The sequence below is a fragment of the Halomonas sp. ND22Bw genome (genome assembly GCF_003011945.1).
GTDB lineage: Bacteria > Pseudomonadota > Gammaproteobacteria > Pseudomonadales > Halomonadaceae > Halomonas > Halomonas halophila.
The window spans coordinates 1-24,124 of the sequence record NZ_PXWD01000011.1 but is presented as its reverse complement, the minus strand read 5'-3'; the positions used below and the strand labels follow the sequence as shown (position 1 = coordinate 24,124).

Here is a 24,124-nt window from a genome sequence, read left to right as displayed (position 1 = left end):
TGATTGTGGGGAAAGGGCGTGGTTCAGAGGTCCAGTACCAGGGTCTTGCTCTTGGCGCGCGAGCAGCAGGGGGTGAACTGGTCGTTGGCGGCGTGTTCATGGTCCTCTAGGTAGAGGTCGCGATGATCGGGTTCTCCCTCCAGCACGCCTGTCAGGCAGGTACCGCACACGCCCTGCTCGCAGGAGACCATGATCTCGACGCCGTTCTCGGCCAGCACCTGATGCACGGTCTTGTCGGCCGGCACGGTGTAGCTGGCGCCGCTGCTGGCGAGCTTGACTTCGAAGCTGTCATCGTCATCACTGGTGGTCACGGCGCCGGCGAAGTATTCGCTATGCAGTCGGTCGGCGGGCCAGCCGTGGGCCTTGGCCGTGGCCATTACGGCCTCGATGAAGCCGGTGGGGCCACAGACATAGACTCGGGCCTCGGGATCCGGGTTGCCGAGAAGCGCCTCCAGGTCGAGTTTCTGTGACGCCTCGCCGTCATCGAAGTGGAAGCGCACCCGGTCGCCAAAGGTGGAGGCGTCGATGCGTTCGCGGAAGGCCGTGCGCTCAGGCGAGCGGGTGCAGTAGTCCAGACTGAAGTCAGTGTCGGTATGGGCCAGGCGTTCGGCCATGCACAGCAACGGCGTGATGCCGATGCCGCCGGCCAGCAGCAGGATGCGCTCGGCCGGCTCCAGCGGGAAGTGGTTCTTGGGCGCACTGATCTGCAGCAGGTCGCCTTCCTGGATCTCGTCGTGCATGGCCTCGGAGCCGCCCCGCGAGCCCGGATCTCGCAGCACGCCGATCTGGTAGCGGTCGCGTTCCTCGGGGTGGTTGCAGAGCGAGTACTGACGCACCAGGCCGTCCTTCACCCGCACGTCGATATGGGCGCCGGCGCCGAAGGCTGGCAGCGGCCGGCCGTGTGGGTCGGCCAGCTCGAAGGTGACGATGTCTCGGGCCTCCTGTCGGCGGGCCTTGACCTCGACGATCAATGAAAGGGATGCCTGACTCATGAGGCGGCCTCCTCAGACTGGGACTCTCGTTCCTCGGCGAGGATCCGGTCGATGATGCGACGCGCCTGGACGCCGCCACCGTCGATATTGAGCTTGAGCAGCTGCCGGTCGGGGTAGCGCAGCAGATTGCGCTGCTGCGATTCCAGCATTTCCAGGTCCTCGGCGAAGATCTGGCCCTGACCCTCGCGGATGCGGTCGGTGAGCGCCTGGTCTCCCGGATTGAAATTGCGCGCCATGCCCCAGAAGTACCAGATCGAGGTGTCGGTCTCGGGGGTGATGAAGTCGACCACGATGCTTGAGGCCTTGACCTCTGCCGGCGCCTCGTAGCCGCCGTGGCCGGCGTGGGCCACGCCGACCTCGATCAGCACGTGGCTGGGCGGCGTGAAGCGGCAGATCTGCCAGCGATCCACCGGCACGTCGTCGGCCAGGCCGTTGCCGCGCAGCGCGGCCTGCCAGAAGGGCGGGGCGGGGATGCGTTCCATGTGACGCTCGGTGATCGCCTCGTCGCCTTCGGTGCGGTTGACGGGAGCCGCTTCCTCGATCTCCGGCTGGCCGATGCTGGAGGCGTGCACGTAGGTCTCGTGGGTCAGGTCCATGAGATTGTCGATCATCAGGCGATAGTCGCAGTGGATGTGGTAGAGCCCGCCGCCGTAGGCCCAGCCCGGATCCTCGGCCCAATGCAGCTCGGGAATCAGCGCAGTATCAGCTTGCTCGGGGTCGCCCGGCCAGATCCACACGAAGCCGTGGCGCTCCTCGACCGGATACGCGCGAATGCTCGGGAAGCCTCTGACTCGCTGGCCCGGCATGCTCGAGCATTTGCCGTCACAGCCCATCTCCAGACCGTGATAGCCGCACACCAGCTGGCCGTCGCGCACGAAGCCCAGCGACAGCGGCGCGCCACGGTGGGGGCAGAAGTCCTCGACGGCAGCGACCTTGCCTTCCTCGCCACGGAAGAAGACGATCGGCTCGTTGCAAATGGTGCGGCCCAGAGGCTTGTCTTCCAGCTCGTCCGGAGTGCAGGCGACGTACCAGGTATTCTTGGGATAGGGCGCTTGATGGGTCATGGGATCTCCTCGGTGACTCGGTCAAGGTCGTTTTATTTTGGATCCAAAGTTAAGGTTTTTTGCCCTCAAGAGGTCAACTTATCCTTTAGTTGGATCCATTGATCGTTGGGTAGTCAAACACATGATGAAGGTAGGGAAATCAAGTGAATAACAGTGGCAAGAGCGTGGTGGGTCAGCTGCGTCGATGGATCAGTGAGGGCGAGCTTGTCCCCGGCCAAAGGCTCGGGGAGGTCGCGGTCGCCGAGCAGCTGGGCGTCTCGAGAACGCCGGTTCGCCTGGCGTTTCGCACCCTGGAACAGGAGGGCCTGCTGCAGCGGGCCGGCAAGCGCGGCTTTCAAGTGCGCGAGTTTTCCGACACCGACGTGCGCTGTGCGGTCGAAGTGCGAGGGGTCTTGGAGGGGCTGGCGGCGCGACGCCTGGCCGAGCAGAGACTGTCATCCGAGCTTCACGATCAGCTGGCCAATTGGATCCAAAAAGGACGGGAGCTGCTCGCGAAGGGATATCTCGTCGAGGACGATGTCGCCGACTGGAGCGAGTTGAATCTCGGTTTTCACGGGACGATCGTGGCCGCGGCCGGGAGTGATGTCGTCGGCGATGCGATCGCTCGTAATAACCACCTGCCGTTCGCGGCGGCGGATTCGATTATCCTCGATACGGCATGGCTGGAAAGGGAATATCGCAAGCTGCAGCTGGCGCAGATGCAGCACGAGCTGGTGTTTCAGGCGCTGCGTAATGGTGAGGGCGCGCGGGCCGAGATGCTGATGCGTGAACATGCCTTGATCGGACTGCGCTACACCGAGGTGCTGGAGGGAAGATCGCGCTGAGTGTAATGGGGTTAATGGATCCTGAGTGCGACCAAAGTCGCTTTTCGCCTAAGCGGCGGGTGGTTTATCTTCAGGCTTAAATAACGAACACATGTTCACCATGCGAACTCACCATGGTGCATCACAACGATACAAGACGTTCGGAGAAGCCCCATGAAGACTCATGTCACCGCCTGCCTGCTGGCTGCTTCCGTGGCCGGCCTGACCGCCGCCTCCGCCGAGGCCGCCACCACCCTGCGCATGGCCCACTTCTGGCCCGGCGCCTCTGCCATCAACCAGGACCTCTTCAAGGACTGGGCACAGACCATCGAGGAGGCGTCCGACGGCGAGTTGCGTATCGAGATGTATCCCTCCGGCACCCTGGCCAAGCCCGATGGCATTTACGAGGCGGCGGCCAACGGCATCGCCGACATCGGTGCCACTGCCCAGGGCTACACCGCCGGGCGCTTCCCGCTGTCGCAGATCGTCGAATTGCCCGGCGTGGCCACCAATGCCACCCAGGGCGCCTGCGTGCTGCAGACCCTCTACGACGACGGCCACCTGGACGCCGAGTACGAGGACACTCGCCCGCTGTTCATGTTCACCACTGGGCCGGGCGGCATCCACACCATCGACACCGACGTGCAGCTGCCCGCGGACCTCGAGGGGCTGCGCATCCGCCGCCCGACCTCCGTAGCCGGCGATATCCTCGAGAACATGGGCGCCAGCCCGGTCGGCATGCCGGCCCCGGACATCTACACCGCCATGCAGCGCGGCGTGATCGACGGCCTGAGCTTCCCCTGGGAGGGCATGAAGGTGTTTCGCCTCAACGAGCTGACCGAGCACCACACCGAGGTGCCGTTCTACTCGCTGATCTTCGTCGCCACCATGAGCCAGCGCACCTATGACCGCCTGAGCCCCGAGCAGCAGGCGGTGATCGACGACAACTCCGGCATGCAGTGGGCCGAGAACGCCGGCGCGGTGTTCGACCGCCTCGACCGCGAGGGCAAGCAGGAGGCCGCCGAGGCCGGTCACACCATCCGCGAGATCGCCGATCCGCTGCAGGATGCCGACTGGCAGAAGCCGCTCCAGGACGGCATCGACGGCTACCTCGCCGGCCTCGAGGAGCGCGGCCTGCCTGGCCGCGAGGTCTACGAGGCGGCGCTGGCGGCCAGCGAGTCCTGCGCGGCTCCCCAGGAATAAGCCATGATGACGGCCTATCTGGAACGGGCCAGCCGCGGGCTGGCCCTCGTCTGTCGGGTGGTGGCCGGCGTCGCCCTGGTCGCCTTGCTGGCGGTGACCATCGCCGATGTCAGCACCCGCTATTTGTATCGCCTCACCGAGGGCGCCATTGCCCTGCGCGTGACCGGCAGCGTCGAGCTGGTCAGCTATCTGATGTTGTGCTCGCTGCTGGCGGCCATGGCCGCCAACGTCGAGAAGAGTCAGGTGGTGGTGGAGGCCTTCTCTCATGGTCTCGCGCCGGCGATCAAGCATCGCCTGCACGGGGTCTATCTGCTGGGCTTCGCGGCGCTGGGCCTGATCCTGTGCCTGAGCCTGTTCGACTCGGCGCAGAATGCCGCCTCCCACGGCGAGGTGACCCAGGACCTGCGTCTGCCGATGAGTCCCATCTACTACGCGGCGTCGCTGCTGAGCCTGCTGCTGGGCGTGCGCAGCCTGATCGAGGCGCTGCTCGGCGCGCTGTTCGGTCACGAGTCGGAGGTGTCCCATGGGGAGTGAAATGATCGGCGCGCTGGGCCTCGGCGCGCTGCTGATCCTGATGATCCTGCGCGTGCCGGTGGCGCTGACCATGCTGATCGTCGGCGTGGTGGGCTTCGCCCAGGTGATCAGCTGGGACGCCGCCATCGCCCAGCTCAAGACGGTGCCGGTGGAGGTGCTGTCCAACTACAGCTTCAGCGCGGTGCCGATGTTCATCCTGATGGGCGTGCTGGCGGCGCATTCCGGCATGGCCGGTAAGCTGTTCCAGGCTACCCGGGTGATCTGCGGCGGCTGGAAGGGCGGGCTCGCCATCGCCGCGGTGGGCTCCTGTGGGGTGTTCTCCGCGATCTCCGGCTCGTCGCTGGCCACCGCCAGCACCATGACCCGCGTCGCGCTGCCGGAGATGGAGCGCTACGGCTATCACCGCGGCCTGGCCACCGGGGCGCTGGCCGCCGGCGGCACCCTGGGCATCATGATCCCGCCGTCCATCGCGCTGCTGATCTACGCCATCCTCACCGAGCAGTCGGTGGGCGACATGTTCATGGCCGGGCTGGTGCCGGGGCTGATGGGGCTGGTGATGTACGCCCTGACCGTGACCGTGGTGATGCGCATGAAGCCGTCGCTGGCCGTGGCCGGTGAGGCGACCCCGTGGCGCGAGAAGCTGGCCTCGCTGGGCGGACTGGTACCGTTCTTTGCGGTCTTCCTGATCATGATTCTGGGCATCTACTTCGGCATCTTCACGCCCACCGAGGGGGCCAGCGTTGGCGCCTTCGCCACCCTGCTCTATGCCCTGGTCAAGGGCCTGCGCGGGCGCGAACTGTGGCGCGCGGTGCAGGAGACCCTGTCGCTGTCGACGGTGGTGTTCTTCATGCTGGTGGGCGCAGACACCCTGGGCTACTTCATCTCGGTGTCGCGGATCTCGTTCTCGATCAGCGACTTTCTGTACGGCATGGACCTGGCGCCGATTGTGATCGTGCTGTGCATCCTGTTGATGTACTTCGTGCTCGGCATGTTCATGGACGCCATCGCCATGCTGGTGATCACGGTGCCGGTGGTGTTCCCGATCATCCAGTCGCTGGGCGTCGATCCGGTGTGGTTCGGCATCGTCACGGTGCTGACCGTGGAGCTGGGCCTGATCACCCCGCCGGTGGGCATGAACGTGTTCGTGATCAAGGCCATGGCGCCGCACGTGTCGTTGGGCGAGATCTTTCGCGGCGTGTCGCCGTTCATCGCCTCGGACTTCCTGCGCCTGGCGCTGCTGATTCTGTTCCCGGCGCTGACCGGCCTGTTCTTGCTGTAAGCCTGCGCTAATCCCGTCATTCACTCAGAGGTGAGCGCCACCGAGGAATCGGTGGTGCTCCTACCGCTGCGCCCAAAGGAGGTGTTGAGACTAAAAAGAGTTCTGATTCAGTTTTAATTTTATAAAAACAATGTTGTTCAACGCATACATAACAACCAACTAGAGAGATCGATATGCAAGCCAAGAAGACTCTGCTGCTGGCCCTGCTGCCGGCCAGCCTCCTGCCTGCCCAGAGCGTCATTGCCTTCGATGTGGTCGAGGCTGGCCAGCCGGTGGTCACCGGCGAGCCGAGCCGCGTGGGCCCGCCCTGGGCCCATCGCAGTACCTTCAATATTCCCGGCACCAACACCGATGTTGCCTTCGGCGGCTACGTCAAGTTCGATGCCCTCTACGACTTCGATTATGATCTGGGCGAGGTCACCGATCCGCTGGCAGCCGCCAGTGAAGGCAATGCCACCGACGGCAAGACGACCTTCACCGCCCAAGAGTCTCGCCTCAACTTCCGCACCCAGACGCGTTTCGGTGACGAGATGCTCAAGACCTATGTCGAGGGCCACTTCGTCCCCGATAACAGCTGGAACCTGCGCCACGCCTACGGCGAGTACAACGGCTTTCTGGCGGGTCAGACCTGGTCCAACGCCATGCTTTTCCTTGGCGCACCGCGGACGCTCAAGCTTGGCGATCCTATCGGCTATGCCGCCGGGCGGCCTGAGCAGGTGCGTTATACCCATCAGGCGGGCGGCAACACCTTTGCGGTGGCCCTCGAGAATCCCGAGTACTCCATCTCCGATGCCGGCCCCGGCGGCACGGTTGATGAGAACACCGAGCTGCCGGACCTGACCCTGCGTTATCGCTACAAGCGCAACTTCGGGATCTCCGGGGTGGTGCGGCAGTTCTCCACCGACTCGGCGGTGAGCGGTCAGGACGAGAGCACCACTGGCTATGGCGTGATCGCCCAAGGGGCGCTGCCAATGGGGAGCACCACACTCAAGGGCAATATGATGGTGGGCAGCGGCCTGGGAGGTTACCTGGACTTCGTGCCGCCCGGGGCCGCCAAGAATCGGGCGCCGGATGCTTACCTGGATGCCAATGGCGACCTCGAGGCCGTCGACCTGCAGAGCGTCGGCGTGTCGCTGGAACATCGCTGGAACGACGCCTGGTCGAGCTCCATCGGTACCTCGCGGGTCGAGCAGGACCTGCCTGACGACGCCCCGGGCTTCCAGAGCCTGGCCGATACCGTGCAGTACTCGCACGTCAACCTGATCTGGGACGTCAATTCGCGCATGACGGTGGGCATGGAGTACCAGCTGATCGACCTGGAGCGGGTCAACGGCGAGGAAGTGGATGCCAGCCGGCTGCAGGCCAGTGCCCAGTTCCACTTCTGATCGCGTGACTTCCTTTTGACCTTGCCTGCCCACAGGCGATGGATTAACCGGCCCTAGGGCCGGTTTTTTTATTTGAGTCAGACACGATGATCTTCCGGCAGCTTCGGCCTCGACAGGGTCCGGAACGACACCTCCCCGCCGCGAGACCTCGCAGCGGGGAGGTCCGGGACGAACGGAGGTGGCGAGCGATCAGTGGTAGACGTCGAGATCGTCTGCCAGCACCACCTCGCCGTCGTACTGCTGCTGGACCTCCACCAGGGCGGACTCGATCGGTGCTCCGTAGTGCAGCACATGGTAGAGCACTAGCAGGTCGGGCTCGGCGGCAGTGGCCAGCCCCGCCAGCTCGTCGGTGAGGGTGTGGGCGTATTGGTGATAGGCCTGCCATTGCTCCGGGAGCTCCTCCCAGCCGCTGCGGCTGATCACCTCATGGACCAGGATATCGGCGCCTTCGGCCTGGCGCTGTACCTCGTCGTTGAGGGAGGTGTCGCCGGAGATGACAACGGTCTTGTCGGGGGTCGTGACCTTGAAGCCATAGGCCCTGTCCCAGTGGCCGTGGGTGACCGGGAAGGCTTCGATGCGCACGCCGTCCTCGTCGAATACCACGCCCGGGCCCTCGATCTCGGTGACGTCGGCGTAAGCCGCGTCGGGGTTGGTGACCGGACTCTTGTCCGCCAGACGGGTCTGGGTGTCCTCGGCCAGCATGGTGTAGATGCCGTCGCTCATCGCCTGGGTGCCCTGCGGGCCGATCACCTGCAGCGGGTCGCTGCGGCGCCACCAGTAGGTGGCCAGCAGCTCCGGATAGTCGAGCACGTGGTCGCTGTGCAGGTGTGTCAGAAACAGATGCTCGATGTTGATGGGGCTCAGGGGCTCGATGCCGTGGCGCTCGGCGACCTGGGTCGCGCGCTCGACGACGCCGGCGCCGACGTCGAACACATAGGCTTCGTCGTCGTGGATGACGGCCACGCCGGCTCCGGCGCGTTCGCCGTCGGGCACCGGGGTGCCGGTGCCCAGCATGACGATATTGGTCTCGGCGAGGGCGGCGCCGGACATGCCGGCCGACAGGCCGAATAGCAGGAGGGGAATGGGGCGCAGATTCATGACTTGTCGATCTCCTGATCAAAGGCAGGCCCTGGGAACGTGGCGCCCGCGATATTCGCAAAGCGAACTAATGTTTGCTTTGCGCCATCAGGAGCCTAGCAGTCGCGTCGATAGCGACAATTCGACGAACGTGGTGCGCTGGCGGCTGTCGGAGCTTGGCGCGAGGCAGGGTTAGGGCACGCCGGATGCGTTCCCTTCCTGTTCGTCCTGTCGCCGGCGGAAGTCGCGCGGCGGCGTGCCGGCGAGGCGCTTGAAGAAGCGCGCGAAGTAGGCGGGTTCGGAGAAGCCCAGGCCGTCGGCCACCTCGCCCACCGTCAGGTTGGTGTAGATGAGCTGGCGCTTGGCCTCCAGCAGCAGGCGCTCGTGGAGCAGCTGCAGGGCGCTGCGGCCCGCCAGGCGCCGGCACAGCAGGCTGAGGTGGTCGCCGGTGATTCCCAGCCGTTCGGCAAACCACTCGATGCGAGGTTGTTCGGTGTAGTGCGTCTCGATCAGCGCCTGGTACGCCTGCAGGTGCGTCCTGGCCTCATCGCGCTGCCGGGGCGTCGACCTCTGGGCACTTGCGGCCGGCGCGGCCAGCCTGGCTGTTTCCACGACCAGCGCTTCCATCAGCGCCTCCAGCAGGCGGCGGCGCCCCGGCGCGGGGTTTCGATACTCGTCGTCGATCTGTGCCACCAGGATGGCGATGCGCTCGCGCTGCCGCGGCGCGGTCAGGGGATGGGCCTCAGCACGTGCCAGCACGCCGGCCTGATCGCCCAGACGCTGCTGCAGCCCTTCGACCAGCGGCCGCGACAGGGTGACGATGTGACCTGTGGTGTCCGGTGAGAAGCGGAAGCCGTGGATGCTCATGGCCGGTACCACAATCAGCAGCGGGCCGTCGTAGGCCCGGCTGCTGCCCTCCAGTTCCAGTCGCACGCCGCCCGCCGAGAGGTGCAGCAGGTGGTGGAGGTCGGCGTGGCGATGGGCGCGGATATGCCAGTCGTGGCGCCGGCTGCGCTCGGGGATCGACTCGCAGTGCAGCAGGTCCGGCGTCGGCCACTGGCGGGTCTCGCCGTAGAGCTTGAAGACGGGCACGAGGGAGTCGGGCATGGCGGCGCATCCTGAGTGGGGCTACGACCAATGTCGGTCATGAATGCCGGTAATGTCCAATTTCTGACGGAGAAATTGCCTTATAAAGGCGTCCGCTTAAGGGAAAAATGCAACTCTACAACGATAAACCCCTACACGGTGGAGTTCGCCATGAAGACACAGGTCGCTATTATCGGAGCGGGGCCCTCGGGGCTGCTGCTGGGCCAGCTGCTGAGCCGGCAGGGCATCGACAACGTCATTCTCGAGCGAAAGAGCGGCGAATACGTTCTGAGCCGCATCCGCGCCGGCGTGCTGGAGCAGGGCATGGTCGACCTGCTGCGCGAGGCCGGCGTGGACGAGCGCATGGATGCCGAGGGCCTGCCCCACGACGGCGTCGAGCTGGCCTTCGACAACCGCCGGGTGCGCATCGACCTGGCCGCGTTGACCGGCGGCCAGCAGGTGATGGTTTACGGCCAGACCGAGGTGACCCGCGACCTGATGGCGGCCCGCGAGGCCGGCGGTGGCACCACGATCTACGAGGCCGACAACGTCCAGCCCCACGACCTCGAGAGCGACAGCCCCTACATCACCTTCGAGAAGGACGGCGAGACGGTGCGTCTCGACTGCGACTACGTGGCGGGCTGCGATGGCTACCACGGCGTGTCGCGGCGCTCGATCCCCGAAGACCGCATCAAGGCGTTCGAGCGGGTGTATCCGTTCGGCTGGCTGGGCCTGCTGTCCGATACGCCGCCGGTGGTCGACGAGCTGATCTACGCCCGCCACGAGCGCGGCTTTGCGCTGTGCAGCATGCGCTCCGAGACCCGCAGCCGCTACTACATTCAGGTGCCGCTGGACGAGAAGGTGGAGGACTGGTCGGACGAGCGCTTCTGGGAAGAGCTCAAGCGCCGCGTGCCCGACGAGGTCGCCGAGGCGCTGGTCACCGGCCCGTCGCTGGAGAAGAGCATCGCCCCGCTGCGCAGCTTCGTGGTCGAGCCGATGCAGCACGGCCGGCTGTTCCTGGTCGGCGATGCCGCCCATATCGTGCCGCCCACCGGCGCCAAGGGCCTCAACCTGGCGGCCAGCGACGTGAACACTCTCTATCGGCTGCTGGTCAAGGTCTACCAGGAGGGCCGCACCGACCTGATTCCGCGCTATTCCGAGACCTGCCTCAAGCGGATCTGGAAGGCCGAGCGCTTCTCCTGGTGGATGACCTCGATGCTGCACAAGTTCTCCGAGGAGGAGGACTTCGGCACCCGCATGCAGCAGGCCGAGCTCGACTACGTCACCGGCTCCAAGGCTGGGCTCACCACCATCGCCGAGAACTATGTCGGGCTGCCCTACGAGCCGCTGGAGTAGCGCTCTGGCACGCTCGGCATACTTCCGACAACGCATCGGCCGGCAGAAGCTTCCGGCCAATGCGTGGGTGGCGATGCGCCCCGGATGAGTTGGTCATGGCGTTCAGGTCGGCGTCGCTCGGGTAGTGAAGGGCCTGCCTTTCGCGAGAATCACGTCTCGCCCGGGCCTCGGTGGAAGGTCAGGTCGCACTGGCCTTTTTTGATATGTTATAACGTTGTTTTTATGCGGGTGCCCGGTGCGTTCCACCACCCTGAGGAGAGATAGCGAACATGACATATCCTGGAAAACTCGGCGTTCTGGCCATCGGCCTGCTGGTGATGGCCGGCGGCCAGTGGGCCTGGGCCCAATCGTCCGATGATGCCCACGAGCATGATCACACCCACGATCATGCTCATGAACACAGACATGAACATGTCCACGATGAGGACATCTACGCCGGCCACTTCGACGACGAGCAGATCGAAGACCGTTCGCTGGCGGACTGGCAGGGCGAGTGGCAGTCGGTCTATCCCTACCTTCAGGATGGCACGCTCGACCCGGTGATGGCCGCCAAGGCGGTGGACAGTGCCGACAAGACGGCCGATGACGTCAAGGCGTACTACCAGAAAGGCTACCGGACGGACGTCGCGCGTATCGAGATCGATGGCAGTGACGTCACTTTGCATGACCCGCAAGGGGCACGTACCGGAGAGTATGCCTATGACGGCTACGAGGTCCTGACCTACGAGGCCGGCAATCGCGGTGTCCGCTATATCTTCGAGCGGCAAGCCGGGGGTGAGGCTCTGCCAGCGTTCATCCAGTTCAGCGATCATGCGATTGCCCCCCGCGATGCGCATCATTACCACCTGTACTGGGGCGACGATCGCCAGGCGCTGCTGGAGGAGGTCGAGCATTGGCCGACCTACTATCCCGCCGACATGGACGGCGAGGCGATCGCCGAGGAGATGCTGGCGCACTAGCGTCGTCGGGTGTCTCGCCCCGGCTCCTCTGACGTGGGATGGGGGCAGCCGGGCGTGCGGGGCGACAAGCGGGCGTCGGGGGCGTAAGGTGCGAAGGCTCGTGCCACGGACGCTGACCGACCCGCCATGAACGATCGCCTTACGCCCTTTCAGCTGCTGATCCTGATCCTGTCCTTCTACGTGCTCGGCGCCCTGGCCGTGGACGTGCTCTTCGACCTGCGGCCCGAGGTCTCGCGGCTGCTGCACTATCTCGACCTGGTGGCCTGTCTGTTCTTCTTCGCCGACTTCTGCGTGCGCTTCCGGGCCGCGACGGACAAGTGGCGCTTCATGCGCTGGGGCTGGATCGATCTGGTGGCGAGCATTCCGGCCGGGCTGCTGTTCGCCGGCCGCCTGGTGCGGGTGGTGCAGGTGATCCGTCTGCTGCGGGCGATCAAGTCGCTGCACATGATCTGGCGGCTGCTGTTCCGCAATCGCGCCGAGGGCATCTTCGTCTCGGCTGCCACCGCGACCCTGCTGCTGGTGGCTTTCGGCTCGGTGACCATCCTGCTGGTCGAGGGGCCCAATCCCGAAAGTACCATCGACACCGCCGAGGAGGCGCTGTGGTGGGCCTTCGTGACCGTGACCACGGTGGGCTACGGGGACTTCTTCCCGGTCACCACCCTGGGGCGGATGGTGGCGGTGGCGCTGATGGTCGCCGGCGTGGGGCTGTTCGGCAGTTTCGCGGCTTACGTCGGCTCGCTGTTCGTCGATGACCAGGAGAGCGAGCAGTCACGCCTGCACCGGGCCAATCGCGACCTGATCCGTGACCTGCACGGCGAGGTGCGCGCCCTGCGCGAGGAGGTGGGCGCGCTGCGCGGCGAGCTGGCTCGCCGGGATGGTGAGGAGATCGGCGACGCGCGCCGTCGGGACTAGACACCCAAGGCGTTGCCGAATCGTCGCCGGGGCCCTAGCGCTCGTCGTCCTTGACCACGTAATCGCCTTCCAGGGTGTCATGCCGGACGCTGCGGCCCTGGCGCGCCTCGCGCTCCCGTGACGGGGCCTCGCGATGGGCGCCGCCGCCGACGTCCTCGGCCTGCTCGGCGCGCATCTGCTCCATGCGCTTCTTCATGCGGTGGCGCAGGAACGGCAGCATCAGCCAGCCGACCAGCAGGAACACCAGGCCGAGCAGGGTGCCGACGATCATCATGGCGCCGAACAGCAGCCAGGTGAGCACCAGCCGGGGGCCGCTCATGGCCCCGGTCGGGCGTGCCTGGCGCGCCCGTTCCCGCCACTGCCGGGCCGCCATCCAGGCGGCGTTGTGGTCTTGCCCTTGGCGTCTATCCGTCATCTTCCGCTCCCGTGACCTTGAGGTCGTGATCGAGTGTGAGTTCGAGCTCGCGGTCGCCGCCATCGAGGCCCACGATCTCGACATCGTCGCACCATCGACATCGCGAGTGGAGAATCGTTGCAGTCGGGGCGCCTCAGGTATCGGCCTGCCACAGGTCGGCGACGATCTCGTAGCTGCGAAGCCGATCCTCGAGGCTGTAGACGTCGGTGTGCAGCATAAGCTCGTCGGCGCCGGTGGCCTCGAGGAAGGCCTCGAGGCCCTCGCGCACGGTGTCCGGGCCGCCGATCACCGCCGCGCCCAGGAACTGCTCGACCTGGGACTGCTCCAGCGGCGACCAGTCCAGGTGCTCCGTCGGCGGCTGGGCCAGGATGCGCTGGCCGCGCACCAGGCCGAGGAACTTCTGACGCGCGGTGCTGGCCAGGTACTCGGCCTGCAGGTCGCTGTCGGCGGCGATCACCGGCAGGCCGACCATGGCGTAGGGCGCATCGAGCAGCGCCGAGGGCTGGAAGTTGTCGCGATAGACCCTGAGCGCCTCGTGCAGGCGGGCCGGGGCGAACTGGGCGGCGAAGGCGAAGGGCAGGCCCTCGCGGCCGGCCAGCCGTGCGCTGTAGTCGCTGGAACCCAGCAGCCACAGCGGCACCCGAGTGCCCTGGCCGGGCACCGCGCGTACCCGTTGGCCGGGGCGCTCGTCGTCGAGATAGCCCTTGAGCTCCTCGAGGCGCTGGGGGAAGTCGTCGACCCCGGCGAAGGCGTCGCGGCGCAGGGCGGCCATGGTCGCGGCGTCGGCGCCCGGGGCGCGGCCCAGGCCCAGATCGATGCGGCCCGGATAGAGCGTTTCCAGGGTGCCGAACTGCTCGGCGATCACCAGCGGTGGGTGGTTGGGCAGCATGATGCCGCCGCTGCCGACGCGGATGCGCGAGGTCCGGCCGGCGACGTGGCCGATCAGCACCGAGGTGGCGGCGCTGGCGATGCCGTCGATGCTGTGGTGTTCGGCCAGCCAGAAGCGTTCGAAGCCGCGGCGCTCGGCCAGTCGGGCCAGGGTGACGCTGTCGTCGAAGGTCTCGGCGGCGCTGCCGCCGTGGCGAATCGGGGCGAGGTCGAGCACCGAGAGCGGAATCTCGTTGAGGCGGGGCATGAGGGCTCCAGTCATTAGCTTGCTCAATGTTACATGGGGACGACCGCCGCTCGACACAATGGCCGTGGTCGAATGGACGCGCCCGCTGGCTTCGTTACGGCGCCCCCCTTAAGCTCAGAAGACAGGATGCACAAGGAAGCTTGCTCATGTCGCCCAGGTCCCCGGGCTCCCCGTCGCGACGACGCGGAGCCACTCCGCATCGCCGCTCACACCGCCTCGACTGGACGCTCCTCGATCGCTGGCTGGATCGGCTGGTCATCCTGGCCGTGGTCACCGCCCTGCTGGTCGGCGGGGCGGCGCTGATCGTCAGCCTGGTGCTGTGAGCCTGCCCCCGTCGGGACGGGGGGCAGGGGCGGGGTCAGGGGCGGGGCTGCTGCTGGGTGATGCAGTGAATATTGCCGCCGCCGAGGAGGATCTCCCGGGCCGGCACACCGATCACCCGCCGGGTCGGAAACAGGCGCTGAACGATGGCGTGCGCCTCGTCGTCATGCGCCGGGTCGAGCAGCGGCATCACCACCACCGAGTTGCCGATGTAGAAGTTGACGTAGGAGCCGGCCATGCGATCGCCGGGGCGCCGCGGGTGCGAGTGGCTGAGGCGGTCGATGCCGCTGGCCTCGTCCTCGGCAATGTGCAGCGGGCCGGGCTGGGGCAGTCGGTGTACCGTCAGGGGGCGCCCGCGGGCGTCGGTGGCGCTTTCCAGCACCGCCAGCGCCTCCCGGGAGATGGCGTGCTGGGGATCGGACTCGTCGTCGGTCCAGGTCAGGGCCACTTCGCCGGGGGCCACAAAGCAGGCCAGGTTGTCGACGTGGCCGTCTGTCTCGTCGAGGTGGCAGCCGCGAGGCAGCCAGATCACCTTCTCCACGCCGAGGGTATCGCACAGGATGCGTTCCATCTCGGCCCTCGACAGGTCCGGATTGCGGTTCTCGTTGAGCAGGCACTCCTCGGTGGTCAGCAGGGTGCCTTCGCCGTCCACGTGGATGGCTCCGCCTTCCAGCACCACGGGCGCCACGAAGCGTTCGATACCGAGCATCTCGGCGATCTTGGTGCGGATGCGGCGATCCTTGTCCCAGGGGAAGTAGAGCCCGCCCTTCAGGCCGCCCCAGGCGTTGAATTCCCAGTCGACCATCGCCATCCGGCCGTCGGGGTGGGTGAGGAAGGTCGGGCCCACATCGCGCATCCAGGCATCGTTGCTGGAGATCTCGACCACCCGCACGTGTTCCGGCAGCTGGATGCGGGCATTCTCGTACTGCTCGTCGTTGACGCCGACGAACACCGTCTCGCTCTCGGCGATGGCGGTGGCCACCTCGACGAAGGCCTGCTGGGCCGGTTTGGCGCCATAGCGCCAGGTGTCGGGGCGCTGGGGCCAGAGCATCCAGCAGGCATCATGGGGGGCGAACTCCGCGGGCATGGCGAAGCCCCGGGCGGCCGGGCTCTGAGGAGCGGCGCCCGACCGGGCGCCTTGGGTTGATGTCATCGTCATGTCGGGTCTCACAGGTGACCGACCACCAGGAATACACCGGTGGCGATGGTGGCGGCAATCAGCACGTAGGGAAGCTGGGTCAGGGCATGGGCCATCGGCGTGCAGCCACTACCCTGGGCGGAGAGTACGGTGGAGTCGCCGTAGAAGCAGGCGTGGCTGCCGAAGGCGCTGGCCGAGATCAGGGCGCCCACCACCAGCGGCATGCTGGCGTCGACGCTTCCTGCCAGCGGCAGCACGATGGGCATGGCCACGGCGAACAGCCCCCAGAAGGAGCCGGTAGCGAACGCCAGGAAGGCCATGGTGACGAAGACTACCGCCGGCAGCATGCCGGGGGTCATCAGCGGTTCGACGGTGGCGATCACGAAATCGGTCAGCCCCAGGACGTCGTTGACTTCCTTGAGGGTGAAGCCGGCCACCAGGGTGCCGAGCGGCATGATCATGGCCTTGAAACCGTCCAGTGCGGTGTCGAAGGTCTCGTGGAAGCTCAGCAGTCGCTGAGCGCCGATCAGCACCAGCAGCACGGCCAGCGACACGATGACGCCACGCAGGATATCGATGTCGAAGTACCAGGTGAAGAAGATCAGCGTGGCGATGGGCAGCAGGAAGTTGATCAGGTGAGGGCGGGGCTTGTCCTCGTCGACTTCCAGGGTGGCGTCGGCGACCCCCTCGGGTATCGGATGGCCGCCGGTCGCGCGCGCCTCGGCGGTCTTCATCGGGCCGATGTCGGGCATCCACCCGAGCGCCACCAGCGGCACGATGGCGGCCGCGACCCAAGCATAGAACATGTAGGGAATGGCCTCAATGTACAGGCCCATGCCGTTGCCCGTCACGTTGTTCTCCTCCAGCAGGCCGGCGAAGAACACCGCCCAGGTGGAGAAAGGCACCAGGATGCATACCGGCGCCGCCGTGGAGTCGACGATGTAGGCCAGCTTCTCGCGGGAAATGCCGAAGCGGTCGGTGATCTTCTTCATCGAGGCGCTGATGGTCAGGGCGTTGAGGTAATCGTCGACGAAGATCACCAGGCCCAGTACCCAGGTCGTCAGCAGGCTCTGATGCTTGTGCCGGATACGGCGTGTCATCACGTCGCCGAAGCTGAGCACCCCGCCGGTCTTCACCAGCAGGGCGATCAGGCTGCCGAACAGGCCGCAGACCAGGATGATCCAGGTCACGGTATCGTTGCCCAGCACCCCGAGCAGGATATCGGACCCCTGGGTGATGACGGTGGTCGGGTCGATCATCAGCAGACCGACCAGGGTGCCTGCCAGCAGGGACTCGATGGTGCGTCGGGTCAGGAGAGCCATGCCCAGCACCACCAGGGTGGGGATCAGGCTCCAGGCGCCATAGGTTTCCATGGGAGATCTCTTTTGTCGTTGTCTATTGAGCGGATCTGACGCGTGCGGCGCCCGTCACGGCGCCGCATCGGACGATTACAGGAAGCCGTCTCGCTGGAGCGACTCGGTGGCCGCGGAGAGCGCCTCGTCGAGGATCGCCACGGCGGTATCGACGGTCTCGCGGGTCCAGATCAGGGTCGGCGAGATGACGTTCAGATGGCCCACCGGGCGGATGATCAGACCGCGTTTCTGGGCCTCGAAGGCGATGCGGTCGCCGACTCGGGCCTCCACCGGCAGCAGCGCCTTGGTGTCCTTGTCGGCCACGTTCTCCAGGCACATCATGAAGTGGCTGCCCCGCACGTTGCCGACGGTGGCGTGGTGGCCGAGCGTCTTCAGCTGCCGCTCGAGATAGGGGCCCACTTCGCGAACGTTCTCGCAGATCGCCTCGCGTTCGATGATCTCGATGCTCTTGAGCGCCGCCGCACAGCTCACCGGATGGCCGGAGTAGGTGAAGCCGGTGCTCAGCACGCCGCCCTTGCCCTGTGGGGTGCCCAGCACTTCGTAGATCTCGTCGGAGATCAGGGTGGCGCCCAGCGGTGCGTAGCCGGACGACAGGCCCTTGGCGCAGTTGATGATGTCCGGCTGGGTCTCGAATACCGCCTCGGAGGCGAAGAAATGCCCCAGGCGGCCGAAGCCGGTCACTACCTCGTCGGCGATGTAGAGGATCTCATTGGCGCGGCATACCGCCTGCATGCGCTTGTGGTAGCCCGTCGGGGCCACCAGCACGCCGCCTGCCCCCATGATCGGTTCGGCGATGAAGGCGGCGATGTTGTCGGCGCCGATCTCGGCGACGGTGTGCTCGAACTCATCGACCAGATGGTCGCAGTACTCGGCCTCGCTCATGCCCTCGGGCCGGCGATAGCAGTTGGCCTCGCTGAGGTGGGTCACCAGATGGTCGAGGGTATCGAACGCCCAGTTGTTGCTCTCGATGCCGGTCAGGGTGGCGGCCAGGTAGGTGGTGCCGTGGTAGGCGTTGTTGCGTGAAATGATGCGCTTCTTGTTCGGCTTGCCCAGCCGGTTGAAGTAGTAGTGGACCAGGCGGATGGTGGCGTCGTTGGCCGTCGAGCCGCCGCAGCTGTAGAACACGTGGTTGAGATGCGAGGGCGCGAGCTCGGCCAGCTTGGCGGAGAGCTCGGCGGCGGGAGCGTTGGACAGGTTGTTGAAGGTAGAGAAGTAGGCCATGCGGGTGGCCTGGTCGGCCATGGCCTGGCCGATCTCGGCGCGGCCATGGCCGACGTTGACGCACCACAGCCCGGCGATGCCATCGATAAAGCGATTTCCACGCGAGTCTTCCACGTAGATGCCGTCACTGTCGGTGATCAGTTCACAGCCTTCCTCGTGGAAGACGCTGAAGTCGGTGAAGGGGTGGATGAAGTGATCCTTGTCCTTCTGCCACAGGGTCTCGGTATCGAGGACGGGGCGGTCGGTTGTCGGATGGGGGCTTGTTGTGGTCATGGCATTACCTCCTGTCGAGTGGAGGCCAGCCTAGCCAGCCCTGGGCAGGGGGCGACATATCCTGATTGGGGTATATGTCGATGGAGACGGGTGGACGCCGAGGCCTGGGCGGCCAACGAGACGCGCCCCCGCGCCCATGGGCGGGGGCTGGTAGCGGAGGGGGCGCCGATGGTCGGCGGCCTGGGGTTACGTCAGTTTCGGTCGTTGACCGGCGGTGAAAGGCGTCGGCAGCACCCCCTCCAGATCGCCGGCGATGCGGAAGGCGGTGGCGTCGTCGTAGGACGGCGCGACGATCTGCATGCCGATGGGCACGCCGTTGGCGCCGACCCCCACCGGTACCGAGAGCACCGGGAAGCGGTTGAGGATATTGAAGGGGTAGGTCAGGCACAGGCCGGTAATGCCGTCGATCGGCCGGCCGTCCACCGTCAGGACGTCGCGGGTCTGGTCGTAGTCCGCGGGGATCCGGGTGGTGGCCATGGTGGGGCAGATCAGGGCGTCGAAGCCGGCCTGGAAGACCTTGTCCTGCAGCTCGCGAAGCATGGCGTCGGCGATTCGCCAGCCGGCCTTCTCGTCGTCGAAACAGACCCCGGCCCGACCCTCGACGATCTCGCGGGCATAGGAGGTGAGCTTGTCCATGGGGATGTCATCGCCCAACTGCTCATGGAAGACGCTGCCGGCCTGGAACATGAGGTGTTGCATGATCACCCGGCCGGCCTCGCTGGGCCAGTCGATATCGATGACCTCCACCTCGGCACCCAGGTCGCGCAGTGCCTCGGCGGCGCCCTCCAGGGCCTGGCGCACCTCCGGGTCCACGGCGAAATAGCCCAGGTCGGGGCACAGGGCGATGCGCATGCCGGCGATGGGTGCCTGCCGCTTGGGCAGGGTGTAGGCGGGCAGCGAACAGAGGTCGTAGGGGTGGGGGCCGGCGATCACGTTCTGCATCAGGATCATGTCGCCGACCGAGCGCGCCAGGCCGCCGCTCTGGGCGAAGGGCTCGCGGTTCCAGGGGTACATCTCGGGGACCCGGCCCCAGGGCGCCTTGAAGCCGACGTTCCCGGTGAGAGAAGCGGGGATGCGGATCGAGCCGGCGATATCGCTGCCGCTGGCCAGGATGGTAGTGCCGGCAGCCAGGGCCGCCGCCGCGCCGCCGGAGGAGCCGCCGGGGGTGCAGTCGGGGTTCCAGGGGTTACGGGTCACCCCCCACAGCGTCGACCAGGTGGCCAGCGACATGGAGAATTCCGGAGTGGTGGTGCGGGCATGGATGATGGCGCCGGCCTCCTGCAGCCGCTGTGGCAGAGGGTCGGTGTAGTCGGCCACATGACCCTCCAGCAGCAGTGAGCCGTTGGTGGTGGGGCGCCCCTCGATCATCGGCTCGTCCTTGATCGCTACCGGGATGCCTTCCAGGGGGCGGGCGGTGCCGTCGCGCCAGGCACGCTCGGCCCGCTTCGCCTGCTCGCGGGCCTCCTCGAAATAGGTGAAGGAGAAAGCGTTGATGCGCGGCTCCAGGGCTTCGGCGCGCTCGATCAGCGCATCCAGCAGTTCCACGGGGGAGAGGCTGCCACGGCGGAAGCGATTCAGGCATTCCCGGGCGCTCAGGTAGCAAAGGTCCAGGTTCATGGGGTGATCTCCTCGGTGGGGGTGGCGGGGGCATCGGTGAGCCGGGTCACCGGCAGGGCGGCGGCCAGGCAGGCGGCGAAGCAGCCAAGGATCAGCAGCAGGCCCAGGGGGCTGCCGCCGGCATCGATGCCCAGGCCGACCAACCAGGGCCCCAGGGACAGGCTGCACATCATCACGAAACAGCCGATGGCGGTGAGCTCGCCATGGCGATCCAGTTGGGCCAGGGCGCCCTGGAGGTAGGGCAGGGTGAAGGCCCAGCAGATGCTCAGCACCATCACCGCCGCGGCGTAGGGCGCGAGGCCCCGGTCCAGCAGCAGTGCGGCGGTGGCGCCCAGCGACAGCAGCAGCCCCGCGGCTAGGGGACGAGTGCGTCCCCGGCGTTCGCCGAGCCACATCACCGCCAGGGCGCCGACGCCGCCGATACCGCCGGCGATCACGGTGACGCCATGGATCTGCGCCTCGGGCAGCGCCAGCGCCTGGCCGAAGGCCTGGAGGAAGGCCCAGGCGCCGGCGTTGGCGACCTCGAACAGGGCGATGGCCAGCAGCAGGCCCCACAGCCGCCAATCCCGCCAGATGGCGCTGGTGCCGTGGCGGGCGCTGCCCAGGGGCGCGGCGGCGTCGGGGGCCGTGCGGCCCATGGCGGGGATGCACAGCAGTGCCAGCAGGGCACAGCCGGCGAAAGTCAGGTAGAGAGCGGACAGGCCGAAGCGAGCCACCGGGGCCTCGAGCAGGAACAGCAGCAGGCCCGCGCCGAGGAACTGCAGCAACAGCAGCATGGCGTAGCCGCGCTCGGGATGGTGGCGCCGGGCGGCCCAGGCATAGGCGGCGCCGGCCAGCAGGCCGCCGCCGAGCCCGGAGGCCAGGCGCACCAACACCAGTGGCGCCAGGGCGGTAACGGTCAGGGAGGCCAGCTCGCAGGCCAGGATCAGGCTGGCGCCACCCGCCGCCAGGGCCTTGAGCCCGGTGCGGCGCAGCAGCCCGGCGACGCCGAGCATGCCCAGGGCGTTGCCGAAGAGGTTGGCGGAGACCACCATCCCGGCCTGGGCCTCGCTATGGCCGAGTTCCACCACCAGGCGAGTGACCAGCAGGGGTAGTACCGCCAGCACCACCAGGCCGCCGAAGCCGGCCAGGGAGACCAGGAAGGTGGCGGGATAGCCGTCGGGATCGAGACGCCGAGGGAGGGGGCCGCGGACGGCCGGAGCACGGGAGTCGTGAGTCATGGAGGGGCCCTTGGTTGTGATTATGGATGGCGACATCCACAAGCTATCAGGGCCGGGGGTGGCGATGTTTTGCGTCGAGCCGGAAAACTATTGCGACGAGACGGAGCTGTACCGTGGCGCAACGGACTGGGCTCAGTGCTGAAGCCGCTGGCGCTTGTGCTTGCGATAGTCCCGCGGGGTCAGGCCGAGCTCGCGCTTGAAGGCGGTGGTGAAGTTGGCCGGATGCTCGTAGCCCAGGGCCTCGGCGACCCGGGCGATGGGCAGGCGCTCGTCGCCCAGCAGTCGCTCGGCCTCGCGCAGGCGCGCCTGGCGCAGGCAGTCGGAGAGCGACTGGCCGTGGTATTCCCGGAAGCGCTGCTTGAGCTTGCTCTCGCTCATGCCGATGGCGCGACTCAGCTCGGCGAGGTGCGGTGGCCGGGCCAGGTTGGTGAGCAGTCGGCGGCGTGCCGCCTCCAGGGCCTCGCGATCCCTGCACTCGCTCTCCGGGAGCGGGGAGGCCTGCGCGGGGGGGCTCATCAGCAGGCAGAGGAATTCGCTGATCTTGGCCTGCAGGTAGAGCGGCAGGCGGCGTGGATCCACCGGCGGCGAGGCCATGTCGCTCAGGCAGCGGTGCAACGCGGCGTCCAGGGGCAGGCGGCGGTTGCCGTCGATTCCCGGGGCGAAGCGGGCAATATCGTTGGCGGTGAGTCCGAAGGGAGGTCGGCGCAGGCGTTCGGGGTCGAGGATCAGCAGTACCATCAGGTAGCGCCCCGGTTCTGGGCAACGGTCCAGGAAGGCCGTGCCCTGGCGACGATGGCTGCACAGCAACCGACCGTCTCCCAGCTCGAAGGCCTCCCCCTCCGGGGTTTCCAGGGCGGTGACGCCGTCCAGCATGCCGGCCAGGGTCAGATGGCCGCCGGGGATCCAGGCCGGCAGGCAGCCCGAGGCCTGCTCCAGGTCGAGGGTGCGGAGCCAGAGGCCGGGGGACAGGCGATAGCAGGCCTCCCAGCCGCGCCCCGCGGGCTGGTCCCAGCGCAGTCGGAAGGCGTCGTGCTGCGCGCTCAGGGCGAACCAGTCGGTGCTGCTGTGGCAATCGTATTGTCGGGAGGTGGCCGGCATGGTGGTCATGGTGCGGGGCCCTCCGGAGGTGGCATCTGGAGACAGTGCGAGTGCGGCCCTCCGAACAAGGTAGGGCGGGGCGACACGCCGTCAATATACCCCGAACGAGGGAAGTCGGCACACCGGCGAGGCGTACCGGCTGCCGACCGGGAATCCGTTCCCGCCTCAGGCGCTATCGTCAACATATCCTGATTGGGGTATATCGGGGACTTGCGCCGTCCTCGTAAGGTCGCTGGCATGACGAACAACGATCGGAGAGCGCACCATGACGACGACCATCGACGGCCAGCGGCTGTGGGACACGCTGATGGCCATGGCCGAGATCGGCCCCACCGCCAACGGCGGTAGCTGCCGCCTGGCGCTGACCCCCGAGGATGCCGCCGGCCGGCGCCTGCTGCTCGACTGGTGCGAGGCGATCGGCTGCACCTGGCGGGTCGACCGGGTCGGCAACCTGTTCATCCGTCGCGCCGGCAAGCGCGAAGACCTCGAGCCGGTGGCCACCGGCAGCCACCTGGATACCCAGCCCAAGGGCGGCCGCTTCGATGGCATCCTCGGCGTGCTGGCCGGGCTCGAGGTGTTCCGCAGCCTGCACGACCAGGGCATCGTCACCGAGCGCCCCCTCGAACTGGTGGTGTGGACCAACGAGGAAGGCAGCCGCTTCGCCCCGGCGATGGTCGCTTCCGGCACCTATGCCGGCGAGTTCGCCGTCGAGGACACCCTGGCCCGTCGCGACGCCGACGGCGTGACCCTCGGCGAGGCCCTGGTGGCCTGCGGCTTCGCCGGCGACCTGCCGGTGGGCGAGCCGCGGCTGGACGGCTTCTTCGAGCTGCACATCGAGCAGGGGCCGGTGCTCGAGGACGCCGGGGAATCCGTCGGCGTGGTCACCGGCGTGCAGGGCATGCGCTGGTTCGACGTCACCTTTACCGGCCAGTCGGCCCATGCCGGCCCCACCCCGATGCGGCTGCGCCACGACGCCCTGGCGGCGGCGGCGCGCCTGATCGACCGCCTGCAGGCCCACGCCCTGGCCGATGCCAGCGGCGATACCAAGGTCACCTGCGGCTGCCTGGACATCGAGGCCGCCTCGCGTAACGTGATCCCCGGCGAGGTGCGCCTCACCGTCGACCTGCGCCATGTGGTGGAGACCGAGCTGGACGCTCTGGAGGCGCTGTTCGAGCGCGAGCTGGCTGCCGCCGGCGAGACCTTCGGCGTGGCGGTATCACAGCAGCGGATCTGGGCCTCGCCGGTGGTGGAGTTCGCCCCCGAGTGCATCGCCGCGGTAGAGGCCGCCACCCAGGCCCAGGCGGTGCCCTGGCGGCGCATGATGAGCGGCGCCGGGCACGACGCCGTCTACGTGTCCCGCGTCGTCCCCACGTCGATGATCTTCATTCCCTGCCGCGACGGCATCAGCCACAACGAGGCCGAGTACGCCACCCCGGAGCACTGCAGCCTGGGGGCCCAGGTGCTGTGCGACGCCATGCTGGCTCGCGCCGACCGTCCGGCCTGATCACGGGAGCCCTTCATGACCACCGAGTCCCAAGCGATGTCTCATCCGACGACCCGTGACGACTGGCAGGCGCTGGCCGCCGCGCTGGTCGAGCAAGGCTTCGAGACCCGCGCCTACGTCGACGATGCCTTCGTCGACGCCGTCGATGGCGCGACCCTG

The 24,124-nt window shown here is 67.1% G+C and carries 22 protein-coding genes; 10 read left to right on the top strand and 12 right to left on the bottom strand.

The genetic code is table 11. The features are described from left to right. Window positions 1-23: 23 nt before the first annotated feature. Together CVH10_RS13555 and CVH10_RS13550 are read right to left on the bottom strand one after the other, a co-directional pair. Window positions 24-992: a PDR/VanB family oxidoreductase gene (locus CVH10_RS13555; RefSeq protein ID WP_106488951.1), complete on the bottom strand. Its 969-nt coding sequence runs from the start codon at window positions 990-992 to the stop codon at window positions 24-26. Further along, on the bottom strand, window positions 989-2,056 hold the full coding sequence (locus CVH10_RS13550; protein ID WP_106488950.1) for an aromatic ring-hydroxylating dioxygenase subunit alpha: 1,068 nt from the start codon (window positions 2,054-2,056) through the stop codon (window positions 989-991). The genes CVH10_RS13555 and CVH10_RS13550 overlap by 4 nt, the downstream gene beginning before the upstream one ends. Before the next feature lie 143 nt (window positions 2,057-2,199). Between CVH10_RS13550 and CVH10_RS13545 the strand changes: the two genes are divergently transcribed. The 5 genes from CVH10_RS13545 (at window position 2,200) to CVH10_RS13525 (ending at window position 7,260) form a co-directional block, all read left to right on the top strand. Further along, the gene (locus CVH10_RS13545) at window positions 2,200-2,880 is read left to right on the top strand and encodes a GntR family transcriptional regulator (protein WP_106488949.1); all 681 of its coding nucleotides are present in this window, start codon (window positions 2,200-2,202) and stop codon (window positions 2,878-2,880) included. A gap of 153 nt (window positions 2,881-3,033) precedes the next feature. Further along, entirely contained in the window at window positions 3,034-4,062 is a 1,029-nt protein-coding gene (locus CVH10_RS13540; RefSeq protein WP_106488948.1) for a TRAP transporter substrate-binding protein, read from the top strand. Window positions 4,063-4,065: 3 nt separating this feature from the next. Continuing rightward, entirely contained in the window at window positions 4,066-4,596 is a 531-nt protein-coding gene (locus CVH10_RS13535) for a TRAP transporter small permease (protein ID WP_369335804.1), read from the top strand. Next, window positions 4,586-5,875 (top strand): TRAP transporter large permease, encoded by a 1,290-nt coding sequence (locus CVH10_RS13530; RefSeq protein ID WP_106488947.1) that lies wholly within the window; start codon window positions 4,586-4,588, stop codon window positions 5,873-5,875. The genes CVH10_RS13535 and CVH10_RS13530 overlap by 11 nt, the downstream gene beginning before the upstream one ends. A gap of 173 nt (window positions 5,876-6,048) precedes the next feature. After that, window positions 6,049-7,260 carry a DcaP family trimeric outer membrane transporter gene (locus tag CVH10_RS13525; protein WP_106488946.1) on the top strand — a complete coding sequence of 404 codons (1,212 nt, stop codon included), beginning with the start codon at window positions 6,049-6,051 and terminating at the stop codon, window positions 7,258-7,260. 189 nt (window positions 7,261-7,449) lie between these two features. Here CVH10_RS13525 and CVH10_RS13520 read toward each other — a convergent pair whose 3' ends face one another. After that, the gene (locus CVH10_RS13520; protein ID WP_106488945.1) at window positions 7,450-8,358 is read right to left on the bottom strand and encodes an MBL fold metallo-hydrolase; all 909 of its coding nucleotides are present in this window, start codon (window positions 8,356-8,358) and stop codon (window positions 7,450-7,452) included. A 171-nt stretch (window positions 8,359-8,529) separates the two neighbouring features. Further along, complete coding sequence (locus tag CVH10_RS13515) at window positions 8,530-9,444, bottom strand: helix-turn-helix domain-containing protein (protein WP_106488944.1); 915 nt, start codon at window positions 9,442-9,444, stop codon at window positions 8,530-8,532. A 150-nt stretch (window positions 9,445-9,594) separates the two neighbouring features. On the opposite strand from CVH10_RS13515, the gene pobA reads away from it, so the two are divergent. The 3 genes from pobA to CVH10_RS13500 all read left to right on the top strand — a co-directional run bounded on the left by pobA (window position 9,595) and on the right by CVH10_RS13500 (window position 12,650). Next, the gene (pobA, locus tag CVH10_RS13510; RefSeq protein ID WP_106488943.1) at window positions 9,595-10,779 is read left to right on the top strand and encodes a 4-hydroxybenzoate 3-monooxygenase; all 1,185 of its coding nucleotides are present in this window, start codon (window positions 9,595-9,597) and stop codon (window positions 10,777-10,779) included. Window positions 10,780-11,048: 269 nt separating this feature from the next. Next, window positions 11,049-11,738: a metal-binding protein ZinT gene (locus tag CVH10_RS13505; RefSeq protein ID WP_106488942.1), complete on the top strand. Its 690-nt coding sequence runs from the start codon at window positions 11,049-11,051 to the stop codon at window positions 11,736-11,738. Window positions 11,739-11,864: 126 nt separating this feature from the next. Beyond that, window positions 11,865-12,650 (top strand): ion transporter, encoded by a 786-nt coding sequence (locus CVH10_RS13500; protein WP_035599373.1) that lies wholly within the window; start codon window positions 11,865-11,867, stop codon window positions 12,648-12,650. Between the two features lie 34 nt (window positions 12,651-12,684). On the opposite strand, the gene CVH10_RS13495 is transcribed toward CVH10_RS13500, so the two are convergent. Beyond that, a complete protein-coding gene (locus CVH10_RS13495; protein ID WP_035599376.1) occupies window positions 12,685-13,065 on the bottom strand; it encodes a hypothetical protein in 381 nt (126 codons plus the stop codon). A gap of 133 nt (window positions 13,066-13,198) precedes the next feature. Then, a complete protein-coding gene (locus CVH10_RS13490; protein ID WP_106488941.1) occupies window positions 13,199-14,200 on the bottom strand; it encodes an LLM class flavin-dependent oxidoreductase in 1,002 nt (333 codons plus the stop codon). Window positions 14,201-14,346: 146 nt separating this feature from the next. On the opposite strand from CVH10_RS13490, the gene CVH10_RS25640 reads away from it, so the two are divergent. Beyond that, complete coding sequence (locus tag CVH10_RS25640) at window positions 14,347-14,523, top strand: hypothetical protein (protein WP_173834936.1); 177 nt, start codon at window positions 14,347-14,349, stop codon at window positions 14,521-14,523. A gap of 35 nt (window positions 14,524-14,558) precedes the next feature. Here the strand turns inward: CVH10_RS25640 and aguA are convergent, their stop codons facing one another. The 6 genes from aguA to CVH10_RS13460 all read right to left on the bottom strand — a co-directional run bounded on the left by aguA (window position 14,559) and on the right by CVH10_RS13460 (window position 22,470). Continuing rightward, window positions 14,559-15,674 carry an agmatine deiminase gene (aguA, locus tag CVH10_RS13485; RefSeq protein WP_035599394.1) on the bottom strand — a complete coding sequence of 372 codons (1,116 nt, stop codon included), beginning with the start codon at window positions 15,672-15,674 and terminating at the stop codon, window positions 14,559-14,561. 14 nt (window positions 15,675-15,688) lie between these two features. Continuing rightward, window positions 15,689-17,032 carry a Na+/H+ antiporter NhaC family protein gene (locus CVH10_RS13480; protein WP_035599382.1) on the bottom strand — a complete coding sequence of 448 codons (1,344 nt, stop codon included), beginning with the start codon at window positions 17,030-17,032 and terminating at the stop codon, window positions 15,689-15,691. 75 nt (window positions 17,033-17,107) lie between these two features. Next, a complete protein-coding gene (locus tag CVH10_RS13475; RefSeq protein WP_106488940.1) occupies window positions 17,108-18,526 on the bottom strand; it encodes an aminotransferase in 1,419 nt (472 codons plus the stop codon). A gap of 186 nt (window positions 18,527-18,712) precedes the next feature. Continuing rightward, window positions 18,713-20,143: an amidase gene (locus CVH10_RS13470; protein WP_106488939.1), complete on the bottom strand. Its 1,431-nt coding sequence runs from the start codon at window positions 20,141-20,143 to the stop codon at window positions 18,713-18,715. Then, a complete protein-coding gene (locus CVH10_RS13465) occupies window positions 20,140-21,363 on the bottom strand; it encodes an MFS transporter (RefSeq protein WP_181244413.1) in 1,224 nt (407 codons plus the stop codon). Before CVH10_RS13465 ends, CVH10_RS13470 begins: the two co-directional genes overlap by 4 nt. Window positions 21,364-21,495: 132 nt before the next feature. Then, window positions 21,496-22,470, bottom strand: a complete 975-nt coding sequence (locus CVH10_RS13460; RefSeq protein WP_106488937.1) for a helix-turn-helix domain-containing protein — start codon at window positions 22,468-22,470, stop codon at window positions 21,496-21,498. 256 nt (window positions 22,471-22,726) lie between these two features. Between CVH10_RS13460 and CVH10_RS13455 the strand changes: the two genes are divergently transcribed. Continuing rightward, complete coding sequence (locus tag CVH10_RS13455) at window positions 22,727-23,965, top strand: M20 family metallo-hydrolase (RefSeq protein ID WP_106488936.1); 1,239 nt, start codon at window positions 22,727-22,729, stop codon at window positions 23,963-23,965. Window positions 23,966-24,124 lie beyond the last annotated feature (159 nt).